Origin of the sequence: Curtobacterium salicis, from assembly GCF_011759505.1 — a bacterium.
GTDB classification, from domain to species: Bacteria; Actinomycetota; Actinomycetes; order Actinomycetales; family Microbacteriaceae; genus Curtobacterium; species Curtobacterium salicis.
Genome location: NZ_JAAOYO010000003.1, coordinates 451,681 through 465,419, shown reverse-complemented (window position 1 = coordinate 465,419; position 13,739 = coordinate 451,681). Strand labels below are relative to the sequence as shown.

Here is a 13,739-nt window from a genome sequence, read left to right as displayed (position 1 = left end):
CGCTCCTGGATGTCTCACTGTGATGACACGTGATGTCATCGTATGCCCTCATGGCACGTCGTGTCATCAGGTACGATCGACCGATGCGATGGGCTCCGGATGCACGAGGTCGACTCGAGCGGGCGGCCTTCGAGCTCTTCGCCGAGCAGGGCTTCGCCGCGACCACCGTGCCGCAGATCACCGCACGCGCCGGCCTGACCACGCGGACGTTCTTCCGGCACTTCGCCGACAAGCGCGAGGTGGTCTTCGCCGGCGACGAGATCCCGGTCACCGCCGCACGACTCATCACCGAGGCACCCGCCGACCTCGCGCCGATGGAGGTCATCCGCCGCGTCCTGCACCAGGTCGCCGCCGCCCGCTTCGACGGCAACCACGCGCAGACCGCCGCCTGGCGCCGGATCGTCGAGGGCAACGACGAACTGCGCGACCGGGACGCCCGGAAGCGCTCCGACCTGGTCCGCGCTGCGCAGGCCGCCTTCGTCGAGCGGGGGGAGACACCCCTGCAGGCCACCGTCCTGGGTGAGCTCGGCGTGCTCGTGTTCCAGGTGGCGCTGGAGTCCTGGGTCGACGAGGACCCGGCCGCCGACCGCCCGATGTCGGCGACGATCGACGAGGTCCTGGCCGCGCTGCCCTGACCCCGATCCGCCCGGGTGGCAGGATCGGGCACATGCGTGCCGTGACCTTCGACTCCTTCTCCGCGACGCCCGTCGTCACCGACGTCCCGGAGCCCGCGTGCCCACCGCACGCCGCCGTCGTCCGGGTCGTCGCCACCGGGGTCTGCCGCAGCGACTGGCACGCCTGGCACGGCCACGACGACACCGTCGCGCTGCCGCACGTCCCCGGCCACGAGTTCGTCGGCGTCGTCGAGCGCGTCGGCGACCAGGTCCGACAGTGGCGGCCCGGCACACGGGTGACCGCTCCGTTCGTCAACGCGTGCGGCACCTGCCCGACGTGCGTCGCCGGCCGCCAGAGCATCTGCCCGAACCAGACCCAGCCCGGCTTCGACCGCCCCGGCTCGTTCGCCGAGCAGGTCGTCGTGCACCACGCGGACACGAACCTGGTCGCCGTGCCGGACGCCATCGACGACGCCACGGCCGCGGGGCTGGGCTGCCGGTTCGCCACCGCCTACCGGGCCGTCGTGAACCGCGGCCGCACGGCATCGGGGGAGCACGTGGTCGTCCTCGGCTGCGGGGGAGTCGGGCTCTCGGCGATCGTCGTCGCCGTCTCGCGGGGCGCCCGGGTCGTCGCGGTCGACGTCTCCGCCGAGGCACTCGCACTCGCCCGCACCCTCGGCGCCGCCACCACGGTCGACGCACAGACCGACGACGTCGACGAGCAGATCCGCATCGCCACGGACGGCGGCGCCCACGTCGTCGTCGAGGCCCTCGGTCGTGCGTCCCTCGTCCGCCAGGGCATCGCCGCCCTCCGCCCGGGTGGTCGGCACGTGCAGGTCGGACTCCTCGCGGGCGCGGACGCGACCCCGCAGGTCGACCTGGGCCGCGTCATCGGACTCGAGCTCGAACTGCTCGGCAGCCACGGCATGTCCGCCCACGAGTACCCGGCGATGCTCGCCGAGATCGCCGACGGCCGGCTCGACCCCGCGCCGCTGGTCGGCCGGACCATCCCGCTCGACGAGGCGCCGGCGGCGCTCGAGGCGATGGACCGCCCGGCGACGTCGGCAGGGACGACGGTCGTCGTCCTGTAGTCGGGTGCGAGGCGGACGGGAGGCGCCGGACCAGCCGGGCACGGGCCTCCCGTCCGTCGAACCGCTGATCGCGAACATCCCGGACCCCTGTCCGGGCAATGCGGTTACCATGCCGTCCATGGGGGTCGAGTTCGACGACGCTGCAGCGGGGGCGCTGGTCAGGGCGACGCAGTCTGCAGACGCGGTGTTCACCGGGCAGAGCGGTGCGCGGCGCGGCGCGGTGGAGACCGCGTTGCAGGAGTTCCGCGGCGGGTACGCCGAGTTGTTCCGGACAGCGAGCGTCACGGAGTCCGCGGAGCGGGGTCGGCTCGCGCGTGCGATGGACGAGCTTACGCGACAGGTCGAGCATGCGAAGCAGCAAGCCGCCGACGAGAACCGACGGTTGGACGCCGTGCGCGCGTGGGAGGGACGCGAGGCCGACCGGGACGAGCGTCGACGGACGCAGCCACTCGGTCCAGTACGACGTCATGCGGGAACACCCCGTCACCGGTGAGGCCTTCACCACGGTGCTCGGCATCGTCGGTGACGCATCCGTTCCGGGGACCAAGACGCTCGGCCAGTACGAGGGCGGGGCGTCATTCTCCTACGACGCGATGCCGGCCGTCCCCGGGGTGCAGGGAGCGACCGAGACGGTGTACGTCCCGACGGAGAACCTCGCCGACTTCTCGGTCCGCTGGGACTACATCGAACACGACACGTTGCCCGCCTGGCAGGCCCTCGCGCACGACGACCCGGAGCGGGCAAGAGCGCTCGTCGGCACATCGGTCCCGGACCGGATCGAGGACCGCCGGCTCGACAACCGCCTGGGCGACCTGGTGGACGATCTCCACGACACGGAGTTCTCATGGCGGTGACACCGACACGGCGGGTCCTCGGGCCCGCGGTCGCGACCCTCGTGGTCGTGCTCCTCACCGGGTGCACACCCGGACCCGACGGCCCGGCACCCGCCGGGTCGGCCAGCTCCGACGGAAGCGAGCACGGCGTGAGCCATCGAGGCCCCGAACCCACCGCACGGTCCTCCGAGAACGGGATCGAGACCTGGGACCTGACGGTGCCGCCCTCGGTCGAGGCGTTCGGGATCGACACGGACGTCCCGGACGGCGCGCGGACCCGGGTCGGTGCGTACGGCTCGGAGGCAGCCGGGGGACGACCGGTCCGGTTCCTGCTCCCCGGCGGCGAGCAGGTCCGGGTCCAGGCGACCCAGGTGATCTTCGACGCGCTCGACAACGCGCAGGAGATGAAGGACGCGTCGGGCGAGGTGGTCCTGCCGAAGGGACGGCTGTTCCACCTCCGTGTCAACACGGTGCCGGTGGCCGGCGCGAAGGCCGGGGTGGACGGCTACCGCGACGTGCTCCGACAGCTCGATCTGCCCGACACCTCCGTCGGCGAGCTCGAGGAGAAGATCGCATCGGCCGACGCGGTCGACCCGGTGGATGCGTCCCAGCGGGTCGGTGTCGAGGCCGGCGTGCCGAAGGCTGGTGGGTTGGACTTCGGGCCCAGCACGTCGTTCCGGCCGAACGACGATCCGCTGCTGTTCACCCTCCGGTTGAACGGAGCGTGGGACCCGGTCCCGACGCCGTGAACCCGAGCGTCTGATCGACACCGTGTGGACTGGACAGGTCTTGTACATGTAGTCTCCTGTCCATGCCGGTCTCATCGAAGCGACGCCTCGTCGCCGACGCCCTGCGCGACGCGATCGCCACGGGTCGCTACGCGCCGGGCCAACGCCTGCCGGGCGAACACGACCTGGCCGAACGCTTCGCCGTCAGCCGCGGCACCGTGCGGGCTGCGCTCGCCGACCTCGCCGACCAGGAGTACATCGCCATCCACGGCGGCATCGGCTCGATCGTCACCTTCGACGGCGCCGCGCTCGACCCCCGCAGCGGATGGGCGCGCTCGCTCGAGGCCACCGGCACCGAGATCGCCGTCCGGGTCCTGCGCATCGCCCGGGTCAGCCGACCGGGCCAGGCAGCAGAGCTCGGCCTCGACGACCCCGACTTCATCGCCGTCGACCGTGTCCGCCACATCGTCGGCGGGCCGGACGTCTCGCTCGAGCGCAGCCTGGTCCCACCACTCGGGAGGCTCGCCCGCGCCGTCGACGACGGGCTCGTCGACGACTCCCTCACCGCCACCATCGCCAGTGCCGGCCTGGTGCCCGCGCTCGCCGAGCAGTGGGTCGACGTCCAGCCACTCACCGCGGAGGAGGCGGCGTCCCTCCACAGGGCGGCCGGCGAGCCGTTCCTCCACAGCCGACGGGTCTCCCGCACGGCGGACGGCACGTTCGTGGAGGCTGTCGACAGCCTGCTCGACCCGAGCCGGTTCCGCATCCACATGAAGTTCGGGAGCGCATCGTGACCCCCACCACCGGCACCGTGCACGAGCACGCGCTCGCGGCCTTCCGTGGGCTCGCGATCGGGGACGCACTCGGCATGCCCACGCAGTCGATGTCCCTCGACCAGATCCGCGCCGACCACGGCGTCATCAGCGGTTTCGTCGACGCCGGGCCCCACCAGCGGATCGCGCACGGCATGCCCGCGGCGAGCATCACCGACGACACCGAGCAGGCCGTCCTGGTGGCGCAGCTGCTCGTGCAGGGCGACGGTCGACTCGATCCGGTGCAGTTCGCCGAAGCCCTCATCGCCTGGGAACGGACGATGGCGGCCAAGGGGTCGCTCGACCTGCTCGGCCCGAGCACGAAGACGGCCGTGCAGCGCATCCTCGACGGTGTCCCGGCGTCCGAGGCCGGGTCGACGGGCACCACGAACGGGGCCGCGATGCGGATCACCCCGGTCGGCATCGCCACGCCCCTCGGGGGGACCGGTGCAACCGGCTCGGACGGTGTCGCGGCCCTCGTCGACGCCGCGCAGGACGCCTCTCGGGTCACCCACGACACCGGGCTCGGCATCGCCGGCGCCAGCGCCATCGCCGCGGCGGTCTCCGCCGGCATCGACGGTGCGAGCCGGTCCGGAGCTCTCGACATGGCCGTCGCTGCCGCCCGCCTCGGTGCGACCCGCGGGCACTGGGTCGCCGGAGCCTCGATCGCCGATCGCACCGAGTGGGCCCGGGGACACCTGGCCACCGTGCCGACCGACCAGCGGATCGACGTCGTCTCCGGACTCATCGGCACGAGCGTGGCCTCGCAGGAGTCCGTCGTCGCCGCGCTCGCCCTCGTCGCCCTCGACCTCGACCCGTGGCAGACCGTGTGCACGGCGGCGAGCATCGGCGGCGACACCGACACGATCGCCGCCATGGCCGGAGCCGTCCTCGGCGCCGTCCACGGGGCAGCGGCCTGGCCCGATGCCGCCGTGCACCAGGTCGAGACCGTCAACGACCTGCACCTCGAGGAGCTCACCGAGCAGCTCCTCGCCCTCCGCGCCGCCGCACACCGGTAGCGCCCCCAGACCGCCGGGCGGCGGTGATCCCCCGTCACCGTCGCCCGGCCCCACCCCTCGCACCCTTCCGATGACGTAAGAGGACCTGATGACCACCACCCCCACGGACGCCGGCACCAAGTCCGGCACCCTGACCACGATCGAGCAGCGCGGTATCGAACCCGTCCCCGTGGCCGAGCGCACCGGCACCCCCGGAGCACTGTTCTGGGTCTGGTTCGCCGCGAACATCTCGATCCTCGGCCTGCCGCTCGGCGCCACCCTCGTCGCGTTCCAGGGCCTGACCGTCTGGCAGGCGCTGCTCGTCGCCGTCATGGGAGCCGCCGGGTCCTTCGCGGTCGTCGGGGTCATCTCGATCGCCGGCCGACGCGGCGGAGCGCCCGGCCTGACGCTGAGCCGCGCGGTCTTCGGTGTCCGCGGCAACGTCGGTCCGACCGCCGTCTCGCTCCTCAGCCGCCTGGGCTGGGAGACCGTCAACACCACGACGGCCGCGTTCGTGCTGCTCTCGCTCTTCACGATCCTGTTCGGCACGGACGGCGGCTCGAAGGCGCACCCGGTCATCACCGTCGTCGCGATCCTGCTGTTCGTCGCCGCGACCGTGCTCATCTCGGGTCTCGGCCACGCGTTCATCGTCGCCGTGCAGAAGTGGGCGACGTGGGTCTTCGGTGCCCTGAACGTCTTCGTCGCCGTGTTCCTCGTCGCCCGCATCGACTGGGACGTCGTCGGTGCCCAGCCCGCCGGGCCCGTCGCTGCGATGGTGATCGGCATCGGCACGATCGCCGCCGGCACCGGCATCGGTTGGGCCACCGCCGGCGCCGACATCGCCCGGTACACCCGCACCGGAGTCCGCGCCGGCAAGCTCGTCGCGGCCAGCGCCGCGGGCGCGGGTATCCCCCTGGTCGTCCTCGTCGGCCTCGGTTCGCTGGTGTCGGCCGGCGACCCGACCCTGGCCCAGGCCGGTGACCCGGTCGCCGCGATCCGCGACATGCTGCCCAGCTGGATGGCCGTGCCGTACCTGATCGCCGCGTTCGGTGGACTCCTGCTGTCGAACCACCTGTCGGTGTACTCGGCGAGCCTCACCACCCTGACGCTCGGCGTCAAGGTGCCGCGCGTGTGGGCCGTCGCGGTCGACGTCGTGATCACCACCCTCGGTGCCATGTACTTCATGCTGGTCGCCGACGGCTTCTACGCACCGTTCATCACGTTCATCTCGGTGCTCGCCGTCCCGATCACCGCCTGGCTCGGCGTCTTCATCGCCGACATGCTCCGCCGCACCTGGTACGACCCGACCGCACTGCTCGACCTGCGTCGTGGTGGCCGCTACTGGTACGCGGGCGGGATCGCCTGGCGTGCCGTGACCGCGTGGGTCGTCGCGATCGTCGTCGGCTTCCTGTTCACCAACGTCCAGGTGGGCGACGCCGACCCGGTGTTCGTCGGCGCGTTCTCGGACACCTGGATCGGTGCGAACGGCCTCGGCTGGGTCGTCACCTTCATCGTCGCCGCGGCGGTCTACCTGCTCACCGGCGGCCCGCGCGGCACCCTGCACGAGCAGCCCGACCAGTCCGCGCCGCTGCCCCGCACCGAGCACACCGTCCGATGAGCCGCCTTGTCTCGGTCGGCAACGTCATCGTCGACATCGTCATGCGCATCGGCACCCTGCCGGAACCGGGCGGCGACGTGATCGCCGACGGCTCCGAGATCACGGCCGGCGGCGGCCTCAACACGATGGTCGCCGCCCGCCGCGACGGCATGGACGTGGTCTTCGCAGGGCAGTACGGCACCGGACCGTTCGGTGACGTCGTGCGCCGGGCGCTCGCCGGGTCCGGCGTCACCGTGGTGCAGCCGGGGCTGCCCGACGTCGACAGCGGCTACTGCGTGGCCCTCGTCGACGCCACGACCGAGCGCACCTTCGTCACGAGCGTCGGCGCGGAAGGACAGCTCACCCGCGCGGACCTCGACCGTGTGGAACTCCGCGACGACGATGTGGTGTTCGTCTCCGGGTACGGGCTGGCGCACCCGGTGAACGGTGCCGCCATCGCCGACTGGCTCGACACCGTGCCGTCCAGCGTCCGCGTGGTGTTCGACCCGTCGCCACTCGTCGACACCCTGCCCACGGCCGTGCTCGCCGCCGTGTCGGCGCGGTCGGACGTGGTCAGTGCCAACAGCCGGGAGGCACGTCTGATGTCCCCGACGTCGGCCACCCTCGCCGAGGCGACCTCGGCCATCGCCGCGGCAGCGCGCGGCACCGCCCTCGTCCGCGACGGCGCCGACGGCTGCTGGATGGTCGAACCCGGCCGCGAACCGGTCCTGGTCCCCGGGTTCCCCGTCGTCGCGGTCGACACCAACGGGGCGGGAGACGCGCACGACGGCGTGCTGGTGGCGGCGCTGGGACGCGGGGCGAGCCTCCCGGACGCCGTCCGACGGGCCAACGCGGCGGCCGCGCTGGCGGTGACCCGGACCGGACCGGCGACCGCACCCACGGCGGACGAGACGGACGCGTTGCTCGCTGCGTAGGCTGCCCTCCAGGAGGCCACCATGGACGAGCGCGACGCACGCGACCGGTACACGCAGCTGCCCCCGACCGTCGACCCGGCGGCCTTCGTGGTCGAGGTCCCGGCGTTCGAGGACGACCGCCCGGCGCCGCCACCGATCCCGCCCGCCGCGGCCCCGGAACTCGTCGCCGCGACGGAGTTCGCGCGCGGCGCCGGCGGCCCTCGGACCATCCGTCGCACCCAGATCCCCGCGGCGCTCCTCATCGCGGGCATCCCGATCGGTGCGGTGGCCGTGATCGCCGTCGTGCAGATCCTCGTCACGCGCTGACCCCGGAGCACCCCGCCCGGCTCCGCGTTGCGTTCTGCGGCTCAGGCGTGCCCGCGGTGTTTCCCGCCCGTCAAGTGTTGGTTACGAGCCCGTTTCCGATCCACGGCGAACGCTGAGGTACCTCGAAGCTTCCTCATGAGAACCCCTTCACTCGAGGAGCCCCTTGTCCAGAACCCGTTCCCGGAGTCGTCTCGCCGCACTGGCGATCACCGCCACGCTGACTCCCGCCCTCGTCCTGACCGCAGTCCCTGCGTTCGCGGCACCGACCCCTGACCCCGTCGTCGCCTCCGGCAGCGACTGGGACGTCACGACCGCTCCCGGCGGCTACCTCGTGTCCCTCGACCTCGACGCGCCCCTGCCGATGGTCGACGACGCCCCCACGCTCGTCGTGGACGGCGAACCGATCGGCCTCGCCACCGAGTCCGCGGACGGGAAGACCCTCCAGGTCCTCACCGCCGACCCGTCCGTCGCCAAGGCCACGGACGTCACCAAGGCCTGGTCGAGCGGCGACGCGGACAAGGCCACCGAGACGACGACGGCACCGGTCACCCCGCCCGTCCCCGAGAACCGCACCCTGAAGCGCCAGATGAAGTCCCTGGCGACGGCCGACGCGGTCGAGGACCCGTCCACGCCCGGCGAGTACGAGGTGACGGAAGCCGAGTACGACTTCGGTGACCAGGCGATCCCGCTCGCGGCGATCGGCGGCATCCGGGGCGAGCTCACGGGCAAGATGTACCTGACGAGCGCCGCAGGCGAGCGCCCGACCGTGGTGCTGCTGCACGGTCGCCACACCTCGTGTGCGGGCACCGGCGCCAACCCGCTGCGCTGGCCCTGTGGCCCGACGCAGTCGAACGTCCGCTCGTACCTCGGCTACGAGGGCACCGCGCGTGCACTCGCCACCCGCGGCTACAACGTCGTCTCGATCGCCGCGAACGCCGTGAACTCGAACGACAACCAGCTCGCACTCGACTACGGCGCCGAGGCCCGCGGTCAGCTCATCCTGGACACGCTGGCGATGCTCGGCAAGGCCGACGCCGGCACGCCCGTCTCCTACGACGACGTCACCACGGCGACCGACGCGAGCCCGAGCACCACGACGACCCGCACCCTCGACGACGCCCTCGTCCGCGCGACGACCCGGGCCGACCAGCCCGCCGCCGCGACCGGTGTCACCGCAGCGTCCCTCGCCGGCCGCTTCGACCTGACCCACGTCGGCATCATGGGCCACTCCCGCGGTGGTGAGGGCGTGGTCTCGGCCGCCACCCTCAACGAGGCGCTCCCGAAGCCGTACGGCATCGAAGCGGTCCTGCCGCTCGCACCCGTCGACTTCGGCCGCATGACCCTGCCCGACGTCCCGACCGCCGTCTTCCTGCCCTACTGCGACGGCGACGTGTCGAACCAGCAGGGTCAGCACTTCATCGACGACTCCCGGCACGCCTTCGGTGACGAGGTCCTCCGCTCCGCGGTGTGGGTGATGGGCGCGAACCACAACTTCTTCAACACGGTGTGGACCCCCGGCCAGTACCCGGCCGCGACCGGTGACGACTGGAACACGCGCGACACCACGTCGACCTGTGCCACCACCAGCCCGACCCGTCTGACCTCTGCGCAGCAGTACCAGGTCGGCGTCAGCTACATGACCGGTTTCTTCCGCCTGACCATGGGCGGCGAGACCCAGTTCCAGTCGATGTTCGACGGCTCGGTCAAGCCCGCCACCACCGCGACGCCGTTCGCCGACGTCCGCACCATGGCCACGCAGCCCACCTCGAAGACCCAGCTCGTCACGGACTTCACCTCGTCGAGCTCGCTCGTCCGCACCGTCGGCAGCGCCACCGCCCCGGTCTGCACGAACCTGACCGGCCGCACCCTGCCGCAGTCCCAGCCCTTCTGCGCCACCACCAAGGGCTCCGCCCAGGTGCCGCACTGGACGCCCGGCTCGTTCGCACCGAACGTCCCCGCGTTCCCCACCACCCGGTTCCTGTGGACCGGTGCCTCCACCACCGACCCGGCAGTGCCGAGCACCGGTGAACTGCGCGTCTCGGTCCCCGCGTCCGCACGCAACGTCACCGGCAGCACCCAGCTGACGGTGAAGACCGCCCCCGACGAGGCCGTGCCCACCGGCACCGACTTCCGGATCACCGTCCTCGACGGCTCCGGTGGCAGCTGGTCGACCGCCGCCTCGGCGATCAACCCGCTCGCCGTCAACCGGATGCCCGGTGGCACGAACGCGACCCTGAACAAGATCGTCCTGCAGCAGCTGACGATCCCCACGGCGACGATGACCGGTCTGGACCTGACCGACGTCCGCGAGGTCCGCTTCACCGCGGGCGTCGGCGCCGACGGCACCGGGACGGGCGGGGTCTACCTGTCCGACCTGGCGTTCGACACCCCGAGCGTCGGCACTGCCGTCGCCCAGACGCGCACCACGGTGAACGTCGCCCCCACCGCGGTGGAGGAGGGCGCCGGCCCCGGCACCGCCGACATCGCCGTCTCCCTGTCGCGTGCCGACTCCCGTCCGGTCACCGCGTACGTCAGTGTCCTCGGATCGGCGACCGGCACCGTCGGCGTCGGCATGGAGCGCGTGACGTTCGCACCGGGCGAGACCTGCCGCGCGGTCACCGTGCCGACGGCCGGCAACACCATCGCCTCGGCGACGCCCAGCTCCGCCTTGAAGGTGAGCGTCACGAACACCAGCAACGCCGTCATGGGCGCATCCGCGTTCACCAACCTGACCGTCCGCGAGGACGACGGCGTCACGGCGCCCGCGAAGGCGATCGCCCCGGTCGGGAAGCAGGGCGACGTGTGCGCCGAGCGGACCGCCGCGGCCACTCCGGTGACGCTCGGCACCTCCTCCTCGAAGGTCACGCCGGGCACGACGGTCCTGCTCACGGGCACGGGCTTCCGTCAGGGCGAAGGCGTCACGTTCCGCTCCGGCACGACGGTCGTCGACACGGCGGTCGCCGGGTCGAGCGGTGCGGTCGCCGGGACCCTGCAGGTACCGGCCGACGCGGACCTCGGTGCGCTCGCCGTGTCCGCCGTCGGCGCTGGCTCCGGTCGTGAGGCCCGGGCCACCGTCACGGTCGTCGCGACCACGCCGAAGCTCGCACTGCAGGAGGGCAGCCGGGCGACCGTCGTCGGGTCGTGGAAGGTCGGCCGGACCATCACCGCGAAGCCCGGTTCCTGGAACGCGACCGGCATCACGTTCACCTACAAGTGGTCGCGTGACGGCAAGTCGATCCCCAAGGCGACGAAGTCGACCTACACGACGACGTCGAAGGACGTCGGGGAACGGTTGACGGTCACCGTCCGTGCCACGAAGGCCGGGTACGCGAACGGCACCACGGCCGGGCTGTCGGGACGGATCCACAAGTAGTCGGACACTGATCACGACGAGGGCGGGTGACCACGAGGTCACCCGCCCTTCGTCGTGGTCCGCCGTCGTCACCCACCCGGCGATGGCGTCCAGTCCAGCCACGGACGACCCCACCGAACCGGGCGTCTCCCTGCACCGCCGCGGCCTGACCGGCCCGCGCCGGACGGGAGGCCCGTCCCCAGCCCGCCACGCGCCTCCCGTCCGACGGTCCCGCCACCACCCCGGCACGCGACCCGAAGACGGGACTGGTGCCGCCGCCCGACCCGCGCTTGACTCGTGCCAGGGCACCCCGCCCTGTTCCTCGACCAGGGAGGCCGACCATGCGCTCGCTCGTCTACACCAGTACGCAGACGCGACCGATCTCGGACTCCGAACTGGCCCAGATCCTCGCCGTCGGTCGCGAGAAGAACACGCGCATGGGGGTCACGGGCATGCTCGCGCACCGTGACGCGAACTGCATCGGCATCATCGAGGGCGAGGACGACGTCGTCCACGAGCGCCTCGAACAGATCCGCGTCGACCCGCGGCACACCAACGTCCGGGTGCTCTGCGACGACCCCGTGCAGCAGCGCTCGTTCCCGGACTGGTCGATGGCGTTCCAGCCCCTCGACCCGCTGATGCGCGAGGTCCCGGGCTTCAGCGACCTGTTCGACACGCAGCGGCCGACGGACGCGGAGTTCGGCGCCTCCCGGGCCCGCGCGCTCCTGGAGTGGTTCCGCAAGCACCCGCTCGCCCCGCTGACGAGCCAGGACGCGGCAGACGCGGAAGCCCCGCGGACCCGAGCGCTCAACGGCGCGATCGCGGTGCTGCACGACGCCGGCACGTTCGCCTTCTCCATCGAGGCGGTCGCCGAGCGCTGCGGCATGCGCGTCGCCGAGGTCGAGGGTCTCTTCCCGAACCGGCACGCCCTGCTGGCGGCGACCGTCGAGCGGTGGAGCCTGGCCGTCTCGGCGCCGCTCCTGCCGATGATCGCCGAACGCGGCACGGTCGCGTTCATGCACGCGCTGCTCGCCGCCCACGTCGAGGAGCCGGGCCTGATGCGCCTGCTCGCCTCCATCCTCGGGGCCGCCACGGACCCGACCGTCGACGGCGCCGACTACTACCGGTCGGCCTACCTGCAGTTCCGGCAGACGATCCGCACGGCGCTCGCCGCGGACGTCCGCGACGGCCGTGAGCCGGCGACGATGGACCCCGAGCGCGGTGCGCAGCAGCTCCTGGCGCTCTACGACGGCCTCCGTCTGCAGGCGTTGCTCACGCCGGACACCGACCCGCTCGACGCGTTCGACCGCGCCGCCGCCCGGATGCGCCGCGGCTGGTCGGAGCAGTACGAGCAGCCCACCTACTGGGACATCCCGGTCGCGCCGACGCGCTGAACGCTACCGGTCGATCCGGGACCGTGCGGTCTGCCCGTGGAGTGGGGGCGGTGGAGCGCTCCCGGGTCGGCCATGATGGTCCCAGGGCGTGGACCGGGTATCCGCGCTCTGCTCTCTCACCCAGGGTGGTGAGCCGGCCGTCTGGTCGCCTTCGGGTGGTGATCAGGCGGCCGAACGCGTTCGCCGGACCGGCACTTGTCCGCCGTTCGTCCGACTGCGGAGCGTGCTCGATGGGGTCTACCGTCGCGACCGTGCGGCAACGGGGCCGCACCGGTCATGAATCGAGCATCATGCAACGACGGATGAGAAGTCTCGTCGCCTTCGCCGTGAGTGCCGGCGTCGTGGGGGCGCTGGTCCCGGCGATGTCGGCCCAGGCGGTCACGACGAGCGACACCCCGGACTTCGGCAGCAACGTCAAGGTCTACAGCCCATCGACACCGACCTCGACCATCCAGGCCGACGTCGACGCCGCGTTCAACGCCCAGCTCCGCAGCCCGACCGCGCAGTTCGGGACGCAGCGGTCGGCGTTCCTGTTCAAGCCCGGCAGCTACGGCCGTGTGTGGGCCAACCTGGGGTTCTACACCTCGGTCGCCGGCCTGGGGAAGAACCCGGACGACGTCACCATCAACGGCGCGGTCAACGTCGACTCCGGGTGGAACGCCGGTGACGAGTCGAACGCCACGCAGAACTTCTGGCGCTCCGTCGAGAACCTCGCGATCGTGCCCGAGGGCGGGACCGACCGCTGGGCCGTCTCGCAGGCCGCGCCGATGCGGCGCGTGCACGTCAAGGGCAACCTGACCATGGGTCCGTCGAACCAGGACGGTGGCCAGGGGTACTCGTCCGGCGGGTACATCGCGGACAGCAAGGTCGACGGCACCGTCACCTCGGGGTCGCAGCAGCAGTGGTACACCCGCAACTCCACGCTCGGGTCGTGGCAGGGCGGCAACTGGAACATGACGTTCTCGGGCGTCCAGGGCGCACCGGCGAACGACTTCTCGAAGAGCTACACGACGCTCGCCACCACGCCGACGACCCGCGAGAAGCCGTACCTGTAAATCGACTCGTCGAACAAGTACCAC

At 72.2% G+C, this 13,739-nt stretch carries 12 protein-coding genes; all 12 read left to right on the top strand.

Annotation, left to right across the window (positions count from 1 at the left end; genetic code table 11):
• The first annotated feature begins 83 nt into the window (after positions 1–83).
• Entirely contained in the window at positions 84–635 is a 552-nt protein-coding gene (locus E9228_RS10740; RefSeq protein ID WP_166780547.1) for a TetR/AcrR family transcriptional regulator, read from the top strand.
• Between the two features lie 32 nt (positions 636–667).
• Positions 668–1,705: an alcohol dehydrogenase catalytic domain-containing protein gene (locus E9228_RS10735; RefSeq protein WP_166780546.1), complete on the top strand. Its 1,038-nt coding sequence runs from the start codon at positions 668–670 to the stop codon at positions 1,703–1,705.
• A 467-nt stretch (positions 1,706–2,172) separates the two neighbouring features.
• A complete protein-coding gene (locus tag E9228_RS10730; protein ID WP_166780545.1) occupies positions 2,173–2,559 on the top strand; it encodes a hypothetical protein in 387 nt (128 codons plus the stop codon).
• On the top strand, positions 2,550–3,287 hold the full coding sequence (locus E9228_RS10725; protein WP_166780544.1) for a hypothetical protein: 738 nt from the start codon (positions 2,550–2,552) through the stop codon (positions 3,285–3,287). Before E9228_RS10730 ends, E9228_RS10725 begins: the two co-directional genes overlap by 10 nt.
• Positions 3,288–3,349: 62 nt before the next feature.
• Positions 3,350–4,060: a GntR family transcriptional regulator gene (locus tag E9228_RS10720; protein WP_166780543.1), complete on the top strand. Its 711-nt coding sequence runs from the start codon at positions 3,350–3,352 to the stop codon at positions 4,058–4,060.
• On the top strand, positions 4,057–5,097 hold the full coding sequence (locus tag E9228_RS10715) for an ADP-ribosylglycohydrolase family protein (protein WP_341849863.1): 1,041 nt from the start codon (positions 4,057–4,059) through the stop codon (positions 5,095–5,097). The genes E9228_RS10720 and E9228_RS10715 overlap by 4 nt, the downstream gene beginning before the upstream one ends.
• Positions 5,098–5,185: 88 nt before the next feature.
• Positions 5,186–6,694 (top strand): purine-cytosine permease family protein, encoded by a 1,509-nt coding sequence (locus E9228_RS10710; RefSeq protein WP_166780542.1) that lies wholly within the window; start codon positions 5,186–5,188, stop codon positions 6,692–6,694.
• Positions 6,691–7,608, top strand: coding sequence for a PfkB family carbohydrate kinase (locus tag E9228_RS10705; protein WP_166780541.1), 918 nt, complete (start codon positions 6,691–6,693; stop codon positions 7,606–7,608). Before E9228_RS10710 ends, E9228_RS10705 begins: the two co-directional genes overlap by 4 nt.
• A 21-nt stretch (positions 7,609–7,629) precedes the next feature.
• A complete protein-coding gene (locus E9228_RS10700) occupies positions 7,630–7,914 on the top strand; it encodes a hypothetical protein (RefSeq protein WP_166780540.1) in 285 nt (94 codons plus the stop codon).
• Positions 7,915–8,077: 163 nt separating this feature from the next.
• Positions 8,078–11,287, top strand: a complete 3,210-nt coding sequence (locus E9228_RS10695) for an alpha/beta hydrolase (protein ID WP_166780539.1) — start codon at positions 8,078–8,080, stop codon at positions 11,285–11,287.
• Between the two features lie 320 nt (positions 11,288–11,607).
• Positions 11,608–12,660: a BLUF domain-containing protein gene (locus tag E9228_RS10690; protein WP_166780538.1), complete on the top strand. Its 1,053-nt coding sequence runs from the start codon at positions 11,608–11,610 to the stop codon at positions 12,658–12,660.
• Between the two features lie 302 nt (positions 12,661–12,962).
• Positions 12,963–13,715, top strand: coding sequence for a hypothetical protein (locus E9228_RS16780; protein ID WP_208385827.1), 753 nt, complete (start codon positions 12,963–12,965; stop codon positions 13,713–13,715).
• Positions 13,716–13,739: the final 24 nt, after the last annotated feature.